The organism is Thalassospira xianhensis MCCC 1A02616 (genome assembly GCF_003326475.1).
Lineage (GTDB): Bacteria > Pseudomonadota > Alphaproteobacteria > Rhodospirillales > Thalassospiraceae > Thalassospira > Thalassospira xianhensis.
This window is the reverse complement of record NZ_JPWA01000003.1, coordinates 28,091-51,176: the sequence shown is the minus strand read 5'-3', so window position 1 is coordinate 51,176 and position 23,086 is coordinate 28,091. Positions and strand designations below refer to the sequence as shown.

Here is a 23,086-nt window from a genome sequence, read left to right as displayed (position 1 = left end):
CACAACTGGAAGGGGGCGGTTTACCGCCCCCTTCTTTTTTGTTCTGGGGACCCTGTTAACTTATTGAAAATACGGAATTTTTTGGCTTTCTTGCCTGATTTCAAATAACATTCTGGGATTTTTTTGGGCGGCTAGAAATTTGTGTCCGGATAAAAGTTCGCGCAGGCATGAGGGTATGCCTGCGCGATTGTCACCTTTGGCTGTGTGTGGCAGCCGCATTTTTGATACTGTTGCTTCAGGCTTGGACTTAAATGACTATTGGTCATATATTTTATGTGTCGAAGTTTTGCAAGGTCCTTCTTGAACGTTCTGTATAACAGAATAACCAGTATATTCCGGCATGAAAGTGATCAATATGCAACACTCGCATTGGGAAAAGATATCCTCCTCGTTAAATTAATTGACCATCGGTCATTTTAATTGTTCTCTTGCTTTGGAGAGTTCGGACATATCGGGGTTGGATATGTTCGATTCACACATGAATCCAAGAGGGTAAGATGAAAAAGATTCTGATTGCTACGAGCGCGCTCGTAGCTGTTGCCTTCACAGGCCAGGCGCAGGCCTCCGAACCGATCAAACTGTCGGTTGGCGGTTACATGAACCAGTGGGCTGGTTTTGCCGATCAGGAAGTCGGTGATCGCAACAATGCCTTCCAATCCGATACTGAAATCCACTTCAAGGGTTCAACCACCCTTGATAACGGGATTGAGGTTGGTGCGGTTGTCGAGCTTGAGGGTGAAACCTCTGGCGACCAGATCGACGAGCAATACCTGTTCGTTAACGGCGGCTTTGGTCGTATTGAAATGGGCAAAAACGATAGTGCTGCCGATTCAATGCAACTCGTTGCTCCTGCGGTTGGTCCGGTTGGCATCAACGATGGGGATCTGGATATCTGGGTCGATTCCTACCTGATCGACACGACAATCCCGACCGGTGACCAGAACCGCGTGACCTATTACACGCCAAGCTTTGGTGGTTTCCGTGCCGGCGTATCATTTGCGGATGACAGCAATCGCAACGGTGCAAACGGCTATAACAATCAGGACGGTTCGGGCGACAATATTGTCTCCGGCGGATTGGAATACGAAGCTGATTTGAACGGCATTTCCCTTGGTGTTTCTGCGATTGGTGAAAATTGGGGTGAAGGCAACCTCGTTGGTGGTGGCTTGAATGTCGGCTTTGGCAACTTCACCGTCGGTGGTTCTTACTCCCACACCGATGATGATTATGGCTTCAGCGAGGGCGATAGCGACCCGGATGACACCGATCAGTTCGACATCGGCGTTTCCTATGAAATGGGTGCAGCGGCTGTTTCCCTGACCTATGGCTATGCAGAATATGGCAACGGCAGCCGTGGTGATGGCACCGGCGAAATCAGTACAGCTGATCTCGGCCTGGCCTATACCCTTGGTGCCGGTGTTGAATGGAAATCCTCGATCTTCTGGTTTGACGACGAAGTCGACGGCGCAGAGGACAACGACGGTTACGGTGTTGTGACCGGTTTTGCACTGACCTTCTAATTCTTCGGAATTGGCGTGATTTAAAAGGGGGGCGGATTTTCCGCCCCCTTTCTATTACTGAGTTAAAATGCTCGGTGAAGTGTCATATTAGAAAGCGTTCTGGCGCTGCATTCCTGGTCATGCCAGCGGTTTTATTAAATAACACAGGCAAAAGTGTTGCTGCGATGCAACATGGTTGCGAATAAGTAACATTTACACACAATTGTAATTGCCCTGTAATCGGGAAAGTGGCTCCATCATAGCGAAGGGCTCATCAACGGAAACGAGATGGCTCGATCTTGATCTCAATCAGTCATTTTTGTGCGGGGGTAAAATGAAGAAGATTCTTGTTGCGTCTACTGCGCTTGTTGCTGTTGCTTTTGCGGGCCAGGCTTCTGCGTCGGAGCCTATTAAACTGTCGGTCGGCGGCTTCATGGAACAGTGGGCCGGCTTTTCTGACGAAGACGGTGCAGGGATTGACAGCGAAGGTCGTCCAAATGCCTTCCAGTCAGATACAGAGGTTCACTTTGACGGTTCGACCACCCTTGATAACGGTATCGAGATCGGTGCAACTGTTCAGCTTGAAGGTGAAACCTCTGACGACCAGATTGATGCGCAATATCTGTATGTGAATGGCGGATTTGGCCGTTTCGAGATGGGTAAAAACGACAGTGCTGCCGACGCAATGGGAATCATTGCACCTGCTGTAGGTCCCGTCGGTGTCAACGATGGTGATATGTCGAACTGGGTTGATGTTTATCTGATTGATACCGTTCGTTCGAGCGGTACCCAGAATCGTGTAACCTACTATACTCCTATACTGAGCGGTTTCCGTGCAGGTGTATCTTTTGCTGACGATAGCCAGGCAAACGATGAAACCTATAATGGTATCAATGGTGCAGGCGACAATATTGCATCCGCGGGTCTTGAGTATCTGGGCGATTTTGATGGCTGGTCGCTTGGCTTATCGGCAACCGGTGAAGAATCGGGTGACGGTGCATGGTACGGCTTTGGTGCCAATGTCGGGGTTGGTAACTTTACCGTTGGTGGTTCCTATGGTCATACCGAAGACGATTATGGTCTGAATGAAGATGGCCAGGACCTCGACGCGTTTGATGTCGGTGTTTCCTATACCATGGATGCGGCATCTGTCTCGCTGAGTTATGGCTATGAAGATTTTGGGACTGGTGATGTTCAGGCTGTCGATCTTGGTCTGGCCTATGAACTGGGTGCCGGGGTGGCTTGGCAGTCATCCGTCTTCTGGTTTGACGAGAAAAATGACACCGATCCGGATAATGACGGTTATGGCGCTGTAACCGGTATCCGCCTTGATTTCTGATCTGATCAGGTGAGACATAGGATTAAAGGGGGCGGATTTCCGCCCCCTTATTTATTGCTCCGTCGAATTCCAGTTTAAATCCCGAGATCACTGCGCAGGAAGGCGAAAAAGGGTTCTTTTTTCGCGACAAGATCGGCGACACAGGGCACCGGTTTTTCAGTGACGAGCCGTTCTGCCAGTGATTTGTCCGAATTGACGGGCAGGTTAATCAGTTCCGACACAGGGACTCCAAGGCTGCCCATGCAGCCGATTGTACCGGACACAGTTGCGCGTAATTTGGCAAGTCCACAGGGTGCTTCGCAGAAATCTCCCTTGTAAGTACTTTGCCACGGCAGAAGGTTCTGGTGACGGCCTTGCAAGATGCCTGCAGAGGCTGAGCTATAAATACCAATTCCCGGTGTCTGAAACAGTTTTGTGATATGGGCCGGGCCGCTATCGGCCAGCACGACATAATCCTGTTCGCTGATGAAAGACACAAGATTTCCGATGGTTTTGAAGCCATCGACGATCCGGATATTCGGCTCGTCAAACGATCCAATCGTATCTTTGTATTTCTTCATCACACCCTGATAGGTATTCAGGATCAGGGTAACTTCAAATCCGGACTTTGCGAGCACTTCAGTGGTTTCTCGCACCAGCTCAGGCGGCAGGGTGCGAAGCGGCGAGGATGCCATTGGCAAAATGCCGATCTTTGCGCCCGGTGACAGTTTGGGCGATCTTTCGGATGCAAGCGGGATGGGCGCAATCCCGAAAGCCTCGCAAAGCGCCTCTTCCGGATTGACTGGCATGGTGGCGATATTTTTCCAGCCTTCCATTTCACTGAAATCAATCAGGAAATCGAACGTCTTCAGGCGCTTGGTAGAGACGAAAAGCTGAAAAATCGCGATATCGGGAAGCGTTGCAAATATGTCCGATGCGCTGCCACTGTTAAGCACGGCAATCTTTGCTCGAGGATACTTTGCTGCAAAAGCCCGCAAAAACAGAGCCATGCCAACACAATCGCCAATCGCATCATCCGGGATCAGAAATAAAACCCGCTTGCGATCAAAATCGGTATCGGCCCATGCATTGCGCGCCAGCACATCCGGGAAAATAGTGTCCGAAATGATCTTTACCGATGGGGCATTGGCCAAAACCTGCTGCCGCAAAAGCGATGTTGTGCGTGTCAAATAGGCAGGACTGTTATCCGATGCCTGCACGAGGTCCGGGCTGACATTGGGCAGGCCGAATTGAAAAGGCTGCTTTGATGCAAACCGGGTAAATTTCTTGCGGGCGGGATGGTGATGTGCAGGCATTTTGGGGCGATCTCCGGTCACCTTTTGCTCGGTGTTATGTGGCAGAGAACCCGATCCCGGCCAAAGATGCAACGCCCGATCCTCTTAACAAGGCGACATTGTCTGGATTTATACCGCCAAGGGCGACGGGGATGAGGCCAACACTCCGGCAAAGGGCAGTTCTTTGCAGAAAGGCCGAAAATGCCATGCCCGGTTGGCCAGGGTGGCTTTGAGTGGCAAAAACCGGCGAGATCAGGACCCCGTCCGGACGTTGATCGGGGGTAAGAAGTGCCAGCAGGCGCAGCGTTTGCATGTTGTGGCAGGAAGAGGTCACAAGCATGTGGTGTGGAATTTGCCGATAGACATGCGGTCTTTTCTCGATGTGGTATTCCGGCAAATGAAGACCATCGGCATCTAGGCGCAAGGCCAGTGCAAGATCATCGGCAATCAGGCAAAGGTGACCATATTGGCGACAGGTTCGCCGAACGATGTAGGCAAGGTGTGCACGGTCCTTAGGGTTGAGCCCGTAGTGTCGGAAAATTACCATGCTTCTGCGCGGCAGACCGACGATTGCCGGGATCGGATCGGGCATGCGTTTGTCGTCAGTCATCAATATGATCGGCGGGATTGGGCAATCAGGACCGCCATTGCGCAAATTGAGTTGGCGGGCCTGCTTTGCCAGTGTGACATCCATTGATAGTATCCCGATTCTGTTTCACCGATTCCTCTACCGATTTGGGCCATCATCCATGAGCGATCAGCATCTGTCATCCGGCAATCCCGACATCGCGGCCAATCTTGCCGAGATCCAGCAAAATATCGATAAAGCCTGTACAGCGGTTGGTCGCGTACGCAGCGATGTCACCCTGATCTGTGTCAGCAAGAACCACGATGCCGATCATGTGCGACCCGCTCTTGTCGACGGGCGGCGGGTGTTTGGTGAAAACCGGGTACAGGAAGCCGCGGGAAAGTGGCCGAGCTTACGCAAAGAGTTCCATGATATCGAGCTGCACCTGATCGGGCCGCTTCAGACCAACAAGCTGAAGGATGCTGTCGCCCTCTTTGACGTGATTGAAACCGTTGATCGGCCAAAACTTGCCAATGCGCTGGCAAAGCATCGCGATACGACCGGCGAATGCCCCGACCTTTATATCCAGATCAATATCGGTGAAGAACCGCAAAAGGCAGGCATATCTCCGGCGGATGCCGACGCGTTCATCACCGATTGTGTCGAACGCCTGAAGTTGCCGATCAGGGGACTGATGTGCATCCCGCCGGTCGATGAGGAACCGGCACCGCATTTTGCGTTGCTGGGTAAAATCGCTGACCGTCATGGCTTGACTGTTCGCAGCATGGGCATGAGTGGTGATTACGAGGCGGCAATCCGGCTTGGCGCGACACATATCCGCGTCGGGACAGCCATTTTCGGGTCGCGGGGCTATTAAATTGCCAGAAGGTGCCATTCAGGGACACCAAAAATGCAATTTCAGCCGATCTTATCGCAAATAAAGTGCTGTTTAGGCCGGTTTAAGACCATTAAAGCGTTGTTTTTGAGCAAAATCCGGAATCTGGCAAAAAAATGTGGATAACTTGGCCATAAGTATAGGACGCCTTCAAAGGCGTTTTGTGACAAAAAAATCAAAAAAAATCCCGCCGGACGGTTTAGTCCGGCGGGTTTCTTGCAAATCGGCATGATTTCAAGGGGGAGCACGCGTGCGGATCAGGGAACCAGTTTATAACCACCCGGTTCGGTCACCAGAATCGTCGCGTTTGATGGATCCTTTTCAATTTTCTGGCGCAGGCGATAGACGTGGGTTTCCAGCGTGTGGGTCGTCACCCCGGCGTTATAGCCCCAAACCTCATCAAGCAGGGTTTCGCGTGTGACCGGCTTGTCGCCAGCGCGGAACAAGAATTTCAGGATCGAGGTTTCCTTTTCCGTCAGGCGAACTTTTTTCTCGGTCACGGTTTCGATCAGAAGTTTGGCGCTGGGCTGAAAGCTGTAGGGGCCGATAACGAAAACAGCGTCTTCGCTTTGTTCGTGCTGTCGGATATGGGCGCGAATGCGTGCCAGAAGTACATTAAGGCGGAACGGCTTGGTTACATAGTCGTTGGCACCCGATTCCAGACCAAGGATCGTGTCGGAATCACTATCGGCACCGGTCAGCATAATGATCGGGGATTTGACCCCGGCGCGCCGCATCAGTTTGCAGACATCGCGACCATCCATATCGGGTAGGCCGACATCAAGAAGGATAATGTCGTAGTAATTTTCCTTGGCGACTTCGAGGGCGTTTTGACCACTATTGGCAACGACACATTCGAATTCCTCGTGAAGCCGGAGCTGTTCGGTGAGAGACTGGCTCAGTGCAGCGTCATCTTCAACCACCAGAACCTGTTTACCTGTCGACATTCGCCATCCCTTGCTGCTTGCTAAATCCCGCCTATATTCTGGGCCTGCCGACGGTTCTTTTTGTGGCATTGTTTTCGTGGGCCCGCCATATACTTAGGATCAGAGTCTCATACTGCGTTTTCAAGAACAAACTGTTTTCGCTTTAGCCCATTGACCTGTATGTAATCCAGCCCCATACCGACCGGATCGCGATGTTGTGATCATCCGTGTATGAGCTTGAAGAAAAAAGACTGCAATGACCCAATCTGCTGCCGTGCCATCACAAGCCAATGTTTCCACGACCGATCTGGTGACCGTATCGCGCGCTGTTGCCGATTTGCGGCGCGGCGAAATCGTTTTGGTTCAGGGACAGGCAAACGGTATTGCCCATTGTGTTGCAGTGATTGCTGCCGAACCGCTTTCGGATCACGGGTTGGCAAGGCTGCATGACATTGCCGGTAAAAGCGGAAATACGGCGATTGTTTTGCCGCGTGTGCGTGCCAAGTCACTGGGACAGGCCTGCAAGAATGATCATTTCATTGCTTTTGTAAGTGCAAAAAAGTCCGGCGTTGATGCGCAAGCCTTTGCCGAGATAGCCAATCCGTTGCTGGACCTTGAAGGCATGCCTGCCGGTGCATGGCGCCCGGTCAGTATGGCCGAAAGTGCAGCCATACGGCTTGCCAAGCTGGCAAGGTTGTTGCCAGCTGTCGTGACCGCGCCGGTTGAACCTGAGCAGCTTGAAATGTTGTCGAAGGCGCAGAACCTTCTGGTGCTGCAGTCCGAGAGCATCAACGGATACGAAGACGCATCGGCCGCGACCCTGCGTCAGGTCAGTGAAGCGCGCGTGCCGCTGGAAAATGCCGAAAATGCCACGGTGATTGCGTTTCGTCCCGAAGATGGTGGCCAGGAACATCTGGCGATTGTGATCGATGAACCGGCACATGATCAGCCGGTTTTGATCCGCTTGCATTCGGAATGCTTTACCGGGGATTTGATCGGATCGCTCAGGTGCGATTGCGGGCCCCAATTGCGCGGGGCAATCGCCGAAATTGCCAAAAGCGGGAAGGGCGGGATTATCCTTTATCTGCGACAGGAAGGGCGCGGTATCGGGCTTGTGAACAAGCTGCGTGCCTATGCGTTGCAGGACCGCGGATTTGATACGCTTGATGCCAACGAGGAACTTGGCTTTGATGCCGATGAACGTGTTTATCGCCCGGCGGCCGAAATGCTGCGCCAGATGGGCTTTGAAACCGTTCGGCTTTTGACCAACAACCCTGAAAAGCTTACCGGACTTGAAAGCTGGGGCGTGACCGTGGTTGAACGCGTACCGCACAAATTTCCTTCCAACGGTCATAACGAATTTTACCTTCAGACCAAGAAGGATCGGGCCGGTCACCTGTTTTAATCCGTGCATGACGGCTCGCACGGATTAACAGAAGGAAGGGCATTATCATGACCTTCCTGATTGCCACCCGGCAGAAGATTCCGACGGGCAGTTTTACGTCATGTCTGAATTCTAAAAATCCTTTTAAAATCAACGAATTGATAAATGCCAAAACTGGCACTCCTTTTGCAAAATAGTCGGCAAGAGGAGGACAGACATGTCGATTGGTGCAGATTGGCGGCAAATATCGCCCGGTAACGGGGCAAGCATTGCAAGCGGAACGGCTGGTAGCGCGTCTGCCGGATCAAGTGCGGCCAAGCAGCTTGTCGATGGTGAGCCGCAGGAACGAAGCTTTTCCGAATATGTATTCGGCGATGACGGCTTTGAATTCACCGATTTCCTCGACGTGATCAATCCTTTGCAGCATATCCCCGGCGTGGGCATGATTTACCGCAGCATTACCGGTGACGAGCTGGGGAATGGTGCGCGGGTTGTCGGCGGTGGTTTGTTTGGCGGTATTTTCGGTCTGGCCGGTGCAGCCGTTGATGCGGTTGTCGATCTGACGACCGGAGAGGATACCGGTTCGCACATCATGGCAATGTTCGAGGACGACCAAGCCCCGGCAGACCAGCCTGTGATGGCTGATGCATCCGGTGCCGGTGTAGCCGCCGATGGTGCAGGCGATCTTGTTCTGCCATGGGCGGCTGGCGATACATCAATGGCGGGTATCAAAGGCCTGCCGGTCGATCCAGCCGAACAGGCAACGATTACCAATGCCGCCCCGGTGGCCGGCGTTGAAACGCTGGCAATGAACGGCGTGTCGGCCGCGGCAGCCAAATCCGGTACGAACGCATACAATGCGGCTGATCTGGTGACGCCGTGGGGTGGGGTGGTAAGTAATACCGGTACCTATCCGTTAACCAGCCCGACCACAGCGCAAACCGTGGCGCAGTCGGTTGCTCCGCAACCAGCAGCACCTTCCGATGATCCGGCAATCCAGGCTGCCCAGCGCCTTTTGGCGCAGGCAGGCGATGATGTTACTGGCACGAACAATGCTCAGGATGCCGATCCGGCCGAACTGGCCGTGGCGATTGCCCGTGCGGGACAAACCGATATTGCATCAAACATGACCATGCGCGCGACAGAGGCCAGTCGCAACGGACATCAGGGTATAATCCAGCGTGCCTCCTTTAGCAGTGATAATGGCGATACGGTCTGGGCACGTGCACAAAGTTCGGGCCGTCTGAGCCGTGGCCCTTCGCAATTTGGTGTGTCCCCGGAAATTGCCGCACGCGAAGCAAAATATGCCAAGCTTAATCAGGATGATGTGACCAAACAGGCGGCATCGCAGAAGCCTGATACAGGACCATCAGCACAGCAGGGGCAACAGGGTCCGTTGAGTGCTGCGGAAATGGCGGCACGCTTTAATGCAGCTCTTGGCCGCGAACGTGCTCAGATGATGGCAAATGATGCCGTTGCGTCAACCAATGCAGTCGCACAGAATAAACCCGCTGTCAGCAATCAGACCAACCGCAGTGATGGTGCTATCAATAGCCAGCAAGTTGCACGCAATGATAGTGTAGCCGAGGCCGAAACCATCCATCCGTTGATGGAACAAGCGCAAACCCATGTGCAGAATGATGAGCCGGTCGGTGTCTGGTTCAGCCAGACCATGATGGACGGGCTCAAGAAATATCAGGCAATGCAGCAAAGCCGCCAGCAGCCTGCGGGCAATTCGATCTGATCATCAGATCACAAGATATAAAAAACCCGGCAATCGGATGACTGCCGGGTTTTGTTTTGATTTGGCAATGAAGTTCTAGCTGTTCAGGAAACCAACGATTTCCTTGACCTCTTTGAGGATCGGCTGGGCAATCGCATTGGCACGATCCGCACCCTTTGCCAGAACTGCGTCGATATAGGTATTGTCGGCTTTAAGACGTGCCATTTCTTCGGTGATTGGTGCCAGTTTTTCGACAACGACATCGGTCAGGGCCTGTTTGAAGCCCGAGAACTGGGTCCCCCCATGTTCTGCCAGAACGTCCGCCACTGTTTTGTCGGTCAGGGCGGCATAGATGGTGATCAGGTTCTTGGCTTCGGGGCGGCCTTCAAGACCGGCTGCTTCGCTTGGCAGCGGCTCCGGATCGGTTTTGGCCTTGCGGATTTTCTTGGCTAGCGTATCGGCATCATCCGTCATATTGATGCGCGACATATCCGATGCATCGGATTTCGACATCTTTTTCGAACCGTCACGCAGCGACATCACACGTGTTGCCGGACCAAGGATCAGCGGGTCTGGCTGCGGGAAAAATTCGACGCCAAAATCGTTGTTGAACTTGATCGCAATGTCACGGGTCAGTTCAAGATGCTGTTTCTGGTCCTCGCCGACCGGTACATGTGTCGCCTTATAGGCAAGAATATCGGCGGCCATCAGGCTTGGATAAGCATAGAGTCCAAGCGACGCGTTTTCGCGGTTTTTGCCAGCTTTTTCCTTGAACTGGGTCATCCGGTTCAGCCAGCCGATGCGCGCAACACAGTTGAAAATCCAGGCTAGTTCGGCATGCGCCGAAACCTGACTTTGATTGAACAGGACATGCTTTTCCGGATCAATGCCGGACGCGATCATGCTGGCAGCAAGTTCACGGATGTTGGAACGCAGTTCATTGGGCTCTTGCCAGACGGTGATGGCATGCAGATCAACGACGCAGAAGATGCATTCGAAATCCTTCTGAAGCGTGACCCAGTTGCGGATCGCGCCAAGATAGTTGCCAAGATGAAGATTACCGGTGGGCTGAGCACCCGAAAAAACACGTTCCATAACGATGTCGTCCATTTCCAAAAATATGTTGATTGATCTGCATGCTCCGCCAGGTTTTGGACACCCGCCGGCGGACGAGCTTGCAAATCTTCGGGCGGGAGTTAAGCCGCCGGACCGGATTTGGTCAAGCGGCTTGTCCCGAAATGATGGAAATAACGTGCAATATCCGTGGTCACACGGCTTTGCTGCGTTTGAAGGTCGCCTTGAGTTCGGAAAAACTGGTTGCGCCGCAAAGTTGCGCGGTCAGCGCGTAAACCAGAAGACCGCCACAGATCAGACCGGTCATGATCAGGATGCGCGTGATCGACAGTGCATCATTTTGCCACAAAATATCGATGGCAAACCACAACGCCACCCCCATCAGAACCGATGACAGTAAAATGCGTGGTATTCGGCGTTTGAGTCGGTCATCAAGGGCCAGATCACCGCGTTTGTGCAAAATCCATCCCAGTGACAGAGCATTGATCCAGACCGAGGTTGACGTCGCGGCTGCGATGCCAAGATGGCCAAATGCCGGCATCAGGGCGACGATCAGAACGATATTGATTACCATGGCGGTAATGCCGATGCGGATCGGGGTTTTGGTATCTTCACGGGCGAAAAAGCCCGGTGCGAGAACCTTGACCAGAACCGATGCTGGCAGGCCAAAGGCAAAAATGGTCAATGCCATGCCGGTCATCAGCGTTTCGCTGGCACCAAAGGCACCACGTTCAAACAGGACATTGATGATCGGAATACCCATTACGCCAAGCGCAACCGCAGAAGGCAGGGTCAGCAGCAATGCGATTTCGATGCCGCGATTCTGGCTGTACATTGCGGTTTTGGGATCTGCTCCCTGAAGCTGGCGCGACAGTGTCGGCAGTAGGGCCGTGCCAATTGCGATGCCTATGACGCCAAGCGGTAATTGATGGACGCGGTCGGCATAGTAAAGCCAGGATACGGCGCCATCCGAAACAAGGGATGCCAGCATGGTATCGATCAACAGGTTCAATTGATAGACGCCTGCGCCGATCATGCCCGGGATCATTCGTTTGCCCAGCAATTTCACACGGTCATCAATCTTGGGTAATTGCCATTTGAAGGCAAAACCGGCGCGTTTGCATGCAATCACCAGACAGATGAACTGGGCAACACCGGCAATTGCAACCCCCCATGACAGGGCATGAGCCGGTGTTTCGGTCATCGGTGTCAGCCCCAGAAGGGCACCGATCAGACAGATATTGAGGATGATTGGCGCACCCGCAGCCGCCGCATAGCGGTGAAGAGTGTTGAGCACACCCGACATTAGGGCAACAGCCGAAATAAAGGCAAGATAGGGGAAGGTGATGCGCGACAGTTCGACAGCAAGTGCAAACTTTTCCGGATCTTCGGCAAAGCCCGGTGCAAAGACATGCATTGCCCAAGGCATGGTGATTTCGATGATCGCGACCAGAAAGCCGGTAATCAGGATCAGCATCGACATGGCACGAGTGGCAAATTCGCGCGCGACATCGAGGCCCCGTTTTTCAATATCACCGGCTAGCAAGGGCACAAAGGCAGCGTTAAACGCGCCTTCGCCAAACAGGCGGCGAAACAGGTTGGGGAATTTGAACGCAACAAAAAAGGCATCGGCCATGCCGCCGGCACCGAGCATCCCGGCAATCATGATGTCACGGGCAAAGCCCAAAAGACGCGAGAGCAGGGTAAAACCACTGACCGTGGCAATGGAACGTACAAGCGACATTCGCGATCAAATCCGAATTAGATTATGAACCAGAGTATGTTTTTAATGGCAGCAAAGATGCGGCCGGTTCGGCAGCCATGAAATCTGCCAGTCGAAAGTGAATAACTCGTAATGACGGCGGATTGGCGGCGGCTAAAGCAGGATTATTTCTGTGCACAATGACGTCCGGACGTTGAACTTTTGTGAAATGGCGCGCGTTTTTGTAAAAAACTCAGTTGGTTGTGATAACCGTCACAGAAAATATGTCGCATTCCTCATACATTGCATCTCGCTGAGGATTCGTTGGGACGCGAGCCTCGCTATTCTGACCGGACGAGGGATAAAGGCGCTCCACCTCAACCTGCTGCATTCCGAGGAATATGATGTTATGGGACAACAGGCCATAACATCAGGTTTCAGGACCGACCAGCCCTCGTCCGTTCAAACTTCCGATACAAAATCAAAATTCGATCATGGTGCTTGCGCCATTGAACACGGATCCCCGCCGGGGCGATTTGGCGTTTGGCCAATCGCAGGGGCGGGGGTTTTGTGTTTTCGGGATCGTGTTCAGCCGTTTTCCAAGGTTTGGGTCAGGGTTTCCTTGACCTGCAGGAACTTGGTACGGCTGTCAATTTTCAGACCAAACACATCCTTGACGTAGAAAACGTCAACCGCGCGTTCGCCAAAGGTCGAAATCCGCGCCGATGCGATTTGCAGCGAAAGATCGCGCAATGTACGAGTGACATCGTAAAGCAGACCTTGCCGGTCACGGGCGGTGATTTCTATGACGGTGTGGGTTCGGCTTGCCTTATTGTCGATGATGACGTTCGGTTCGACCTTGAAGACGGCGGTGCGGTGTTTGTTATCCTTGATCTGGCGACGTTCGATTTCCTGACTGGGACGCAGACGACCCGAAATCACCTGTTCAAGCGTTTCGCGCAGTTTTTCGAGCTTGGCATTGTCGTTAAATGCCTCGCCATTGGTATCCTGGATAAAGAAGGTATCAAGCGCCATGCCATCGGCAAGGGTCAGGATTTTGGCATCGACAACGTTGGCCCCGCAAAGCGCCATCGACCCGGCAATCTGGGAAAACAGGCCAGGATGGTCGGTGGTGTGAACAATAATTTCGGTGGCGTCGATATCGGTCTCGATGCGCATATCGACCGTGATATCTGCCCCGCTTGCCTTGGCATCACGGGTCAGATGGGCATGACGCACATGGGTTTCAGTATCAAAACTGAGCCAGTAGGAAGGATAGCCGCGGTCAATGAAATCCTCGACATCCTGTTCTGACCAGTCAGAACCGGGTGCGGTAAGGGCATCACGCAATTCCTGCTGGGCGCGAGCGACGCGCGAATCGCGACTGTCGGCATTCAGGCCGCCCGAAAGCAGATCATCGGTGGCATAGAAAAGTTCACGCAGCAGCGTTGCCTTCCATCCGTTCCAGACATTTGGACCTACGGCCCGGATATCGGCAACCGTGAGGCACAGCAACAAACGCAACCGTTCCTGTGACTGGACCAGATCGGCAAAGGCGCGAATGGTAGTCGGATCGTTCAGATCGCGCTTGAATGCGGTCAGGCTCATCCACAGATGGGCCTTAACCAGCCAAGCGACGGTTTCGGTATCAGCAGGCGACAGACCAAGACGCGGGCATAGCTTTTCAGCGACTTCGGCACCGAGTTCGGAATGATCACCGCCCCGGCCTTTGGCTATATCATGGAGTAATACCGCGACATAAAGCACGCGACGTGAAATCACCTTTTCCATGATGCGGGTGGCAACCGGGGCTTCTTCGGCCAGCTCGCCACGTTCGATCTGGTTCAATATGCCAATCGCACGGATGGTATGCTCGTCCACCGTATAGGTGTGGTACATGTCATATTGCATCTGGGCAACGACACGACCGAAATCCGGGATGAAGCGGCCCAGCAATCCAGCCTCGTTCATTTTGCGAAGCGGGATATCCGGGGTATCGCGGTGGGTGAGGATTTCAAGGAAGACCTCGTTCGCGGCCGGATCTTTTTGCAGCTTGTGATCAACCAGTTTCAGACTTTGCGTCACCCATCGCAGTGTTTCGGGGTGAATGCCAACCCCGTTCTGATGGGCGACAAGAAACAGGCGCAAAATCTGGATCGGATCATTTTGAAGGGTTTCGAGGCTATCGACCGTCAGGCGATCATTGCGTAGCTGAAAACCGTCGACTTCCTTGCTGCCAAAGAAGCGGGCCGGAAAGCGAATCAGGGGTTTGCGTTGATGACGTTCTTCAAGGGCAGCACAGAAGATGCGGGTCAGGTTGCCGACATGCTTCACCATCAGATAATAGTGTTTCATGAAGCGTTCGACGCCTGACGCGCCTGCATGATCGGTATAGCCAAGCTTATCGGCAATATCGCGCTGCATATCAAATGTCAGGCGATCTTCTTCACGTCCGGTCAGGTAGTGCAGCCAGCAACGCACCGACCACAGGAAGTTTTGTGCTTTCAGAAATCCTTGTGCTTCCTTGCGGGTCAGCACCTTGAGGTCGACAAGTTCAAGCGGGTTGCTGACACGGTAAAGATATTTGCCAATCCAGAACAGGGTGTGAAGATCGCGAAGGCCGCCTTTTCCGTCTTTGACGTTGGGTTCAACGACATAACGTGAATCACCCATGCGGATGTGACGTTCATCGCGTTCGTTTAGCTTTCCTTCGATGAATTCAAGCCCGGTGCCCTTGACCAGTTCTTCCATGAAACGGGTGCGGAAGGTTTTATAGACATCCTCATCCGCCCAGACGAACCGGCTTTCAAGCAGGTTCGTGCGGATGGTGATGTCCTGTTTGCCCATGCGCAGGCAATCATCTATCGAGCGCGTGGCATGACCAACTTTAAGCCCCAGATCCCAAAGCATATAAAGGATGTATTCGACAACCTGTTCGCCATGCGCGGTTTGTTTGTAGGGGAACAGAAACAGGATATCCACATCGGATTGCGGCGCCATATCGCCGCGACCATAACCGCCGACTGCGACAACCGCCATGCGTTGTTCATTGGTTGGATTGTGCAGCGGATAGACGAATTTCAGGGCGAAATCATGGATCAGACGGACAATCTGATCGATCAGGAAGCTGTTGGAGAAGACCGCGTCCTGCCCCGAATTGGTTTCTTCGAAGCGGGCACGAATGACCTTGCGGCCGTCTTCCAGAACGGCTTTGAGGCGTTTAAGGATTTCCGCACGCTGTTTGAAGGATGTCAGCTCTGCATTGGCAGCGATGGACTCAAGCTCGGCAAAGATTTTGCGGCGGTCGATGATTTCGCGCTGTTTCTTGATTCTATACGTCACTTGAAGCGGTTTCCTTGGGTCGAGTCTGGTTTGGCCAGATAGATATTAAAGGCAGGTTGCCCTTTGGGCATGTCCCAATGCATATGGCATGCCGTATTGCCAATACCAGTCGCAAGCGGTCCACCAGAGAGTGTAGCATCAAAAAGCAAACAGGCACTTGCCTGATATAAGGGCAAAGTGCCTGTTTTTAATGCGTTGACCGATATTTTTCGGGCGACCGAAATCAATCGCGCATGGCACGCAAACGATATAGCGCGTCAAGCGCCTCGCGCGGGGTCATGTTGTCGGGATCGATTTCACCCACCGCGTCCAGAAGAGCCTTCTGTACCGGCGATAATGCCGGGGTTTTGACTTTTTCTTCCTGTTTAACCTGCTCAATCGCGGCAGCAAAAAGCGGCAGATCGTCAGCCAGTTTTGAAACGGCACCGCCCTGTTCGCCCTTTTCAAGGGTCTTAAGCACCTGTTCGGCGCGTTTGATTACCGGTTTGGGCAGGCCAGCAAGCTGGGCGACATGAATGCCATAAGACCGATCCGCACTGCCCGCGCCAACTTCGTGCAGGAAGACGACTTCGCCCTGCCATTCCTTGATCAGCATTGTGTGACAGGACAGATGGGCGAGCTTGGCGGCAAGGGCTGTCAGTTCATGATAGTGAGTTGCGAAAAGGCCGCGACATTTATTGACCTCATGCAGGTTTTCGACAACCGCCCAGGCAATCGACAAACCATCAAATGTTGCCGTGCCGCGCCCGATTTCATCAAGGATCACCAGCGAACGATCGGATGCCTGATTAAGGATGGCGGCGGTTTCAACCATTTCGACCATGAAGGTCGATCGGCCACGCGCCAGATCATCCGCTGCCCCGACGCGCGAAAACAACCGGTCAATTACACCGATATGGGCGGTTTCAGCGGGCACAAAGGCACCGATCTGCGCCAGAACCGCGATCAGGGCATTCTGGCGCAGGAAAGTCGATTTACCGGCCATGTTAGGGCCAGTGATCAGCCACAGGCTTTGTTCACCTTCAAGGCGGCAATCATTGGCGACAAATGGACTGTCGCCATTTTCGCGCAGAGCGGCTTCCACTACCGGATGGCGACCGCCACGGATATCAAAGGCAAGGCTGTTATCAATGGTCGGGCGGATACATCCCTGATCACGTGCCAGTTCGGCCAAGGCGGTCGACACATCAAGCCCGGCCAGCGCCTGCGCGCAGCGGGCAATGGCATCTGCATGTTCAAGGACACCTGCGACCAGTGAGTCAAACAGTTCAAGTTCAAGCGCAAGCGCCTGATCCCCAGCCTTTGAAACCTTGCTTTCGAGTTCGGACAGTTCGACAGTGGTGAAACGAACCGCATTGGCCATGGTCTGGCGATGGATAAATTCATCGATTTCCATCATCCGGTCGGCCTGCTTGGCCGGTACTTCGATGAAGTAGCCAAGGACGTTGTTGTGCTTGACCTTAAGGCTGGTGATGGCCGTTTGTTCGGTATATCGGGCTTGAAGATTGGCGATCAGCTTTTTGCTTTCGCTTGAAAGCATGCGCAATTCATCAAGCGGTGGGTGATAGCCACCCGCGATAAAACCGCCATCACGCGCCAGCAACGGCAGATTTTCGCTGAGCGACCGGCGCAGAAGGTCAACCAGATCACCGTGATGGCCCATATCGGTCAAATGATCGACAAGGGCAGCGGGTTGCGCAGTCAGGCCGTCATTGCCGCCATCGGGTTTGTGCAAAAGGTTGCCAATCGCAAAGGCACAGGCCAGACCATCACGCATGGCAGCTAGGTCGCGTGGGCCGCCACGACCGACGGACAGACGTGACAATGCACGTTCGATATCCGGACATTCGCCCAGGGCGGCACGCAAATCGGACCGCAGGGCATCGCGATCATGGAAATAGGAGACCAGATCAAGACGTTTGTTGATTGTGCTGGCGTCGGTCAGTGGTGCGGACAGGCGGGCGGCCAACAACCGCGCACCGGCACCGGTCCGGGTCCGGTCGATGACGGAAAGAAGCGATCCCTTGCGTTCACCTGATTGGGTCTGGGTCAATTCCAGTGAACGGCGGGTGGCAGCATCGATTTCCATCGCGGCACCCGCAGCCATGCGCTGGGGTGGGGCAAGGCGCGGCATCTGGCCTTTTTGGGTCAGATCGACATAATCGATCAGCGCCCCGGCCGCCGAAAGTTCTGCAATTTCGAATCCGCCAAAAGCGTCAAGAGCAGAAACTTCATATAGTTTTTTAAGGCGCAGCTGGGCATTCTCGGCATCAAAGCGAGATGCGGGTTGCGGAGTGATGACGTTTTTGTATTCGGCGTAGATATCGAACATTTCCGAACGATTCAGAAGCTTGTCGGATATCAGAAGTTCGCCTGCATCAAGACGTGCCAGCGCAGCCGGAAGCCCCCCCATATCGCAGGGCTGAACGTAAAAATCACCGGTGGACATATCAAGCCACGCCAGACCGACTTTGCCCCGGACTTCGGATACGGCAGCCAGATAGTTATGGCGCCGGGCATCCAGCAGGCTGTCTTCGGTCAGGGTGCCGGGTGTGATCAGGCGAACGACGCCGCGTTTGACAACGGATTTGGCACCGCGTTTTTTGGCCTCGGCGGGATCTTCCATCTGTTCGCAGACAGCGACACGGAAACCCTTGCGGATCAGACGCTGCAAATAGGTTTCGTGACTATGGACCGGAACACCGGCCATGGGAATTTCGTTACCCTGATGCTTGCCGCGTTTTGTCAGTGCGATATCGAGTGCCTCGGCCGCCTTGACGGCATCGTCGAAGAACAGCTCGTAAAAGTCGCCCATGCGGTAAAACAGCAGGCAGTCCTGGTACTGTTCCTTGATTTCAAGGAACTGCATCATCATCGGGGTCGCACCTTCGGTATCGAACGAAAGTGGGACGGTCTGGGTATCGGAAGGATCGGCAATATTGTTCATGACGAGTGTGATAGCAAACCCTGAAGGCATTGACGAGGGGATGAAACGGCCTGGGAGCAGTTTTTGACCTATGCCATTGCAATGCCTGATTTTCTGTAAAATATGTTAAGATACGCAGGCTGCAAAGTAGCGCGATCATCGCCGATTTGCCGCCCTTTGACCAGTGACCAAGGAGATAAGAAGATGGCAGCAGACCAAGCGACCCGTCAGGCACCGGAACTGGTTGGATTATTTGATACAAAAGACGGCTTTGATGCCGCGGTTCGGGAATTGCGCGATAGCGGATTTTCGCGCACGGACCTGTCGGTTTTAAGTTCCCATGAATCAATTGATGTTGCCGGGTCGGATGGCCGGTCCTGGTCCGATGTGCTGACCGCGCTGGTTGGTGAAGCAAAATACGAGGTGCCCTTGGTGGCATCGGGGGCGATTGCACTGTTTGGCGGGGCGGCAACCGCGCCGGTGGCGCTTGCGGTTGGTGCGGGCGTTGGCGCCGTGGCGCTTCGCGAATTTATCGAGGAAGTTACATCAACCCCGCATACCGAAGATTTCGCCCGCGCGATCAATGCCGGGTCGGTGATCCTGTGGGTGCGGATTGATCCCGACAAGGATGATGCAGAAGCCAAGGCGACCGCGATTCTGAAAAAGCACGGTGCGGAAAACATTCATCTTCATCAGGGATAATTCCTTGATTTTGAGTGCGTATTTGCATTTTTCGGAATGACGGACATGGTTTGCTAAAACGTTAAAGGCGATCAGAAATGATCGCCTTTCTTATGTCCGGTTGACATATGATGCGCTGCAACATACGGAAAACGCTACGTAATTTTGCGGTTGCCGTTAACGTCGCCTTTGACCCCGGGCCAGAAGCCTGATTTATTGAGCGGTCCGGCATGACGGCTCCACACCTGATTGCCGGATTAAAGTTTACAGGTTCTCACCGCTTTCCAATCCACCACGCAAGCGTCAGTGAAAATATATGTCAGATTCAGAAATCAAGGTTCGTGACCGTGAAGCGCTGCTGTTTCATTCAAGTGGCCGCCCCGGAAAAATCGAAATTACTCCGTCGAAGCCGCTGACCACACAGCGCGATCTTTCACTTGCATATTCACCAGGTGTGGCGGTGCCATGCCTCGAAATCGCCAAGAATCCGGCGACGGCCTATGACTATACGTCCAAGGGCAATATCGTCGCCGTGATCTCGAATGGTACGGCCGTTCTGGGGCTTGGCAATCTGGGTGCGCTGGCATCCAAGCCGGTAATGGAAGGCAAGGCGGTCCTGTTCAAGCGTTTTGCTGATGTTGACGGGCTGGACCTTGAAGTGTCGACTGAGGATGTTGACGAGTTCGTCAATTGCGTGCGCTTCCTTGGCGCGTCGTTCGGCGGGATCAACCTTGAAGACATCAAGGCCCCGGAATGCTTCATCATCGAGCAACGCCTGCGCGAACTGATGGATATTCCGGTCTTCCATGACGACCAGCACGGTACGGCGATCATTGCCGCATCCGGTCTGATCAATGCCTGCGACCTGACAGGGCGCGAGCTTAAAGACATCAAGCTTGTGATCAACGGTGCCGGTGCGGCGGCGATTGCATGTTGCGAACTGGTCAAAAGCATGGGGGTTACACCCGATAACGTCATCATGTGCGATTCGCGCGGGGTGATTTACAAGGGCCGCGAAGACGGCATGAACCAGTGGAAATCGGCGCACGCGGCCGAAACAGATGCCCGCACGTTGGAAGAAGCGATGGACGGGGCGGATGCGTTCTTTGGCCTGTCGGTCAAGGGCGCGGTTACCGCAGCCATGGTCAAAAGCATGGCCAAACAGCCGATTATCTTTGCCATGGCAAACCCGGATCCCGAAATCAGCCCGGAAGAAGTCGCTGCTATCCGCAATGACGCTATCTGTGCAACCGGTCGTTCGGACTATGCCAACCAGATCAACAACGTACTCGGCTTCCCCTATATCTTCCGCGGTGCTCTTGATGTTCAGGCATCAACAATCAACGAAGACATGAAAATTGCCGCCGCGCATGCGGTGGCGTCATTGGCGCGTGAAGATGTACCTGACGAGGTTGCAGCGGCTTATTCCGGTCGTCGTCTGCAATATGGGCCGGAATATATCATTCCTGCACCATTTGACCCACGTTTGATCATCGCGGTGCCCAAGGCCGTTGCGCAGGCCGCGATGGATAGCGGTGTGGCACGTCGCCCGATCATTGACATGGCCGAATACGAAAACCAACTGCGCGGTCGCCTTGACCCGACGGCGGCACATCTTCAGCTGATTTCCGACTATGTACGGGCGCATCCGAAACGTATCGCCTTTGCCGAGGGCGAAGAGGAAACGGTTATTCGTGCAGCGGTGGCGTATCGTAATTCCGGTTACGGTACCCCGATCCTGATCGGGCGTGAGGACCGGATTGCGGAATCGGCCAAATCGCTTGGCATTGAAAGCCTTGAGGGTGTTGAAATCAGCAACGCGGCACTTTCGCACAAGAACAAGGAATATGCCGAATTCTTGTATGGCCGCCTGCAGCGCAAGGGCTTCCTGTGGCGTGATTGCCAGCGCATGGTCAACCAGAAGCGCAACGTTTTTGCTGCTGTTATGGTGGCAAAAGGTGATGCGGATGGCCTGATTACCGGATTGACGCGCAACTTCCATCGCAGCTTTACCGATATCAGTTCGGTAATTGATGCCAAGCCGGGCGAAATCCCGATGGGTCTTTCGATAGCAATTGCCAAAGGCCGGACGGTGTTTATTGCCGATACGCGCGTGCATAACATGCCCGATGCCGAGCAGCTTGCCGAGATTGCGATCCAGGCGGCCGAGAAAGCCCGTCAGCTTGGTCACGAGCCACGCGTGGCAATGGTATCGCATTCGACGTTTGGCAACCCGTGGAGTGCTGATACCGACCGTATTCGCGAGGCGGTCGGCATACTTGGGCGCAGCAATGTCGACTTTGAGTTCGATGGTGATATTGCGGTGGATGTGGCGCTTGATACCGAACTGTTGAAGCTTTATCCATTCTGCCGCCTTTCCGGCCCGGCCAACGTGCTTGTAATGCCGGCCCTTCATGCGGCGACAACAGCATCAAAGCTTCTGGATAAGCTCGGCGGTGGTACGGTTGTTGGTCCGGTGATGATCGGGCTCGAGAAGCCGGCACAGATCACTCAGATGGGCAGTACGGTCAACGACCTTGTCAATCTGGCTGCATTGGCCGCACACGAGGCCGAACACGGCTAAAGTTCAGCAAAACAATATTTTTGAAATGGCGGAATTGCGGATGCAATCTCCGCCATTTTACTTTAAGAGGCCGTTATATAACAAAAAAACAACCGTTAATCGTGGGAACGAGACGTTGGAATTTATACGCAGATGGCGCATCGGATTTTGTGCCGTTCTATTGATGCTGTTTGCTTGCAATGAATCCGGGCCATTGCCGGAGATCGTTACAGCCAGCTTGAAAGAGTCGCATGAAGAAACCCTGATCGGGTTAGTATCGCATCTTGAAGATGTCACGATTTCGGGGATCGAACCGATTGCCGGTGATCGCAGTCGGGTATCGGTTCGGTATGAACTTGTGTTTGACATGGATTTCTCCCGAGCCATCCGCATATTGGCCGATCCGGGTTCGGTTTCCGGGGGTGAACGCGAACGGTTTCGGGATCATCTTGGTATTATTGGAACTGTCGAATTGACAGGGCTAACCAGTCTTTATGGTGAATTTGAAAAAGGTCAGCGCTTTAACGTGGTCCGCGAGATCGATTTCGTTAAGATAAAAGGGAAATGGGTTGGGCAACCCTGACATTGATACTGGTTCGTTACCGGCATATTGACCCGATTTCTGCCACATCGGACTGTAATAGGTCAGCGCCATAAACCGCATTCAGGTACAAGGAACTTATAGATGCAGCGCATCAACCGTTTTTTTGCATTTTTCCTGATTTTGCCGTCGCTGGCGTTATTGTCTGCCTGTGATGATGCGACGACGGAAGGGCCAACCGGGGATGAAATCACCACAGCAGTGATCGAACGGTTTCGTGATGATCCGTATGCCAAAGTCGGCCACGTTGAAAATGTGACCAAGACCAACAGCATCAAAGAAGCAAATGATGAAACGACCGTCATGGTGCGTTACGAGCTGGTATTTGATCGTTCGATTGCCGATTTCGCAGATGATGTGACGGAAAAGGGTAAGTCGGCCGGTGATCTTGATACGGTTGGCAATACGGTCAGCGAGGCGATCGACCTCGTGAAGACCAAGATGCTGGCTTTGAAGGAAGGCGATTTCAAAGCCGGTGACCGACGTATCGTCGAAAGTGAAATCAGGCTGGTAAAATCCGAGAAGGGCTGGATTTACAGGCCTTAAATCCGCAATATCCTTCGGCAAATATAAAAAGGGACCGGCTCAT

The 23,086-nt window shown here is 53.4% G+C and carries 16 protein-coding genes; 9 read left to right on the top strand and 7 right to left on the bottom strand.

Annotated features, from left to right (window positions below; all coding sequences use genetic code 11):
- The first annotated feature begins 497 nt into the window (after window positions 1-497).
- Window positions 498-1,520, top strand: coding sequence for a porin (locus TH5_RS03920; protein WP_114120768.1), 1,023 nt, complete (start codon window positions 498-500; stop codon window positions 1,518-1,520).
- Window positions 1,521-1,833: 313 nt separating this feature from the next.
- Window positions 1,834-2,838: a porin gene (locus tag TH5_RS03915; protein WP_114120767.1), complete on the top strand. Its 1,005-nt coding sequence runs from the start codon at window positions 1,834-1,836 to the stop codon at window positions 2,836-2,838.
- A 74-nt stretch (window positions 2,839-2,912) separates the two neighbouring features.
- Here the strand turns inward: TH5_RS03915 and TH5_RS03910 are convergent, their stop codons facing one another.
- The gene (locus TH5_RS03910; RefSeq protein WP_114120766.1) at window positions 2,913-4,133 is read right to left on the bottom strand and encodes a glycosyltransferase family 9 protein; all 1,221 of its coding nucleotides are present in this window, start codon (window positions 4,131-4,133) and stop codon (window positions 2,913-2,915) included.
- Between the two features lie 34 nt (window positions 4,134-4,167).
- Complete coding sequence (locus TH5_RS03905) at window positions 4,168-4,806, bottom strand: thiamine phosphate synthase (RefSeq protein WP_167443458.1); 639 nt, start codon at window positions 4,804-4,806, stop codon at window positions 4,168-4,170.
- Window positions 4,807-4,861: 55 nt separating this feature from the next.
- Here TH5_RS03905 and TH5_RS03900 point away from each other — a divergent pair, with 55 nt between their 5' ends.
- Window positions 4,862-5,557, top strand: coding sequence for a YggS family pyridoxal phosphate-dependent enzyme (locus TH5_RS03900; RefSeq protein ID WP_167443457.1), 696 nt, complete (start codon window positions 4,862-4,864; stop codon window positions 5,555-5,557).
- A 275-nt stretch (window positions 5,558-5,832) separates the two neighbouring features.
- Here the strand turns inward: TH5_RS03900 and TH5_RS03895 are convergent, their stop codons facing one another.
- The gene (locus TH5_RS03895) at window positions 5,833-6,522 is read right to left on the bottom strand and encodes a response regulator transcription factor (protein WP_114120763.1); all 690 of its coding nucleotides are present in this window, start codon (window positions 6,520-6,522) and stop codon (window positions 5,833-5,835) included.
- Window positions 6,523-6,757: 235 nt separating this feature from the next.
- On the opposite strand from TH5_RS03895, the gene ribA reads away from it, so the two are divergent.
- Both ribA and TH5_RS03885 read left to right on the top strand, forming a co-directional pair.
- A complete protein-coding gene (gene ribA, locus TH5_RS03890) occupies window positions 6,758-7,906 on the top strand; it encodes a GTP cyclohydrolase II (protein ID WP_114120762.1) in 1,149 nt (382 codons plus the stop codon).
- Between the two features lie 196 nt (window positions 7,907-8,102).
- Entirely contained in the window at window positions 8,103-9,629 is a 1,527-nt protein-coding gene (locus TH5_RS03885) for a hypothetical protein (protein WP_114120761.1), read from the top strand.
- A gap of 75 nt (window positions 9,630-9,704) precedes the next feature.
- Here TH5_RS03885 and trpS read toward each other — a convergent pair whose 3' ends face one another.
- The 4 genes from trpS to mutS all read right to left on the bottom strand — a co-directional run bounded on the left by trpS (window position 9,705) and on the right by mutS (window position 18,673).
- The gene (trpS, locus tag TH5_RS03880) at window positions 9,705-10,703 is read right to left on the bottom strand and encodes a tryptophan--tRNA ligase (protein ID WP_114120905.1); all 999 of its coding nucleotides are present in this window, start codon (window positions 10,701-10,703) and stop codon (window positions 9,705-9,707) included.
- Window positions 10,704-10,875: 172 nt separating this feature from the next.
- Window positions 10,876-12,426 carry a murein biosynthesis integral membrane protein MurJ gene (gene murJ / locus TH5_RS03875; RefSeq protein ID WP_114120760.1) on the bottom strand — a complete coding sequence of 517 codons (1,551 nt, stop codon included), beginning with the start codon at window positions 12,424-12,426 and terminating at the stop codon, window positions 10,876-10,878.
- A gap of 546 nt (window positions 12,427-12,972) precedes the next feature.
- Complete coding sequence (locus TH5_RS03870) at window positions 12,973-15,726, bottom strand: [protein-PII] uridylyltransferase (RefSeq protein WP_114120759.1); 2,754 nt, start codon at window positions 15,724-15,726, stop codon at window positions 12,973-12,975.
- Between the two features lie 223 nt (window positions 15,727-15,949).
- A complete protein-coding gene (mutS, locus tag TH5_RS03865) occupies window positions 15,950-18,673 on the bottom strand; it encodes a DNA mismatch repair protein MutS (protein ID WP_114120758.1) in 2,724 nt (907 codons plus the stop codon).
- A gap of 183 nt (window positions 18,674-18,856) precedes the next feature.
- On the opposite strand from mutS, the gene TH5_RS03860 reads away from it, so the two are divergent.
- From TH5_RS03860 to TH5_RS03845, 4 genes are all read left to right on the top strand, one after another.
- Window positions 18,857-19,354 (top strand): hypothetical protein, encoded by a 498-nt coding sequence (locus TH5_RS03860; protein WP_007088542.1) that lies wholly within the window; start codon window positions 18,857-18,859, stop codon window positions 19,352-19,354.
- Window positions 19,355-19,649: 295 nt separating this feature from the next.
- Window positions 19,650-21,917, top strand: a complete 2,268-nt coding sequence (locus TH5_RS03855) for an NADP-dependent malic enzyme (RefSeq protein ID WP_114120757.1) — start codon at window positions 19,650-19,652, stop codon at window positions 21,915-21,917.
- Entirely contained in the window at window positions 21,871-22,479 is a 609-nt protein-coding gene (locus tag TH5_RS03850) for a hypothetical protein (protein ID WP_147250046.1), read from the top strand. The genes TH5_RS03855 and TH5_RS03850 overlap by 47 nt, the downstream gene beginning before the upstream one ends.
- 102 nt (window positions 22,480-22,581) lie before the next feature.
- Window positions 22,582-23,043 carry a hypothetical protein gene (locus TH5_RS03845; protein ID WP_114120755.1) on the top strand — a complete coding sequence of 154 codons (462 nt, stop codon included), beginning with the start codon at window positions 22,582-22,584 and terminating at the stop codon, window positions 23,041-23,043.
- The last annotated feature ends 43 nt before the right edge of the window (window positions 23,044-23,086 follow it).

Excerpts from the sequence above, each read along its gene's own strand:
- TH5_RS03885 (WP_114120761.1), top strand. The coding sequence starts at position 8,103 with ATGTCGATTGGTGCAGATTGGCGGCAAATATCGCCCGGTAACGGGGCA.
- TH5_RS03895 (WP_114120763.1), bottom strand. The coding sequence starts at position 6,522 with ATGTCGACAGGTAAACAGGTTCTGGTGGTTGAAGATGACGCTGCACTG.
- TH5_RS03860 (WP_007088542.1), top strand. The coding sequence starts at position 18,857 with ATGGCAGCAGACCAAGCGACCCGTCAGGCACCGGAACTGGTTGGATTA.
- ribA (WP_114120762.1), top strand. The coding sequence starts at position 6,758 with ATGACCCAATCTGCTGCCGTGCCATCACAAGCCAATGTTTCCACGACC.
- trpS (WP_114120905.1), bottom strand. The coding sequence starts at position 10,703 with ATGGAACGTGTTTTTTCGGGTGCTCAGCCCACCGGTAATCTTCATCTT.
- TH5_RS03855 (WP_114120757.1), top strand. The coding sequence starts at position 19,650 with ATGTCAGATTCAGAAATCAAGGTTCGTGACCGTGAAGCGCTGCTGTTT.
- TH5_RS03915 (WP_114120767.1), top strand. The coding sequence starts at position 1,834 with ATGAAGAAGATTCTTGTTGCGTCTACTGCGCTTGTTGCTGTTGCTTTT.
- TH5_RS03845 (WP_114120755.1), top strand. The coding sequence starts at position 22,582 with ATGCAGCGCATCAACCGTTTTTTTGCATTTTTCCTGATTTTGCCGTCG.
- mutS (WP_114120758.1), bottom strand. The coding sequence starts at position 18,673 with ATGAACAATATTGCCGATCCTTCCGATACCCAGACCGTCCCACTTTCG.
- TH5_RS03910 (WP_114120766.1), bottom strand. The coding sequence starts at position 4,133 with ATGCCTGCACATCACCATCCCGCCCGCAAGAAATTTACCCGGTTTGCA.
- TH5_RS03905 (WP_167443458.1), bottom strand. The coding sequence starts at position 4,806 with ATGGATGTCACACTGGCAAAGCAGGCCCGCCAACTCAATTTGCGCAAT.
- TH5_RS03920 (WP_114120768.1), top strand. The coding sequence starts at position 498 with ATGAAAAAGATTCTGATTGCTACGAGCGCGCTCGTAGCTGTTGCCTTC.
- TH5_RS03900 (WP_167443457.1), top strand. The coding sequence starts at position 4,862 with ATGAGCGATCAGCATCTGTCATCCGGCAATCCCGACATCGCGGCCAAT.
- murJ (WP_114120760.1), bottom strand. The coding sequence starts at position 12,426 with ATGTCGCTTGTACGTTCCATTGCCACGGTCAGTGGTTTTACCCTGCTC.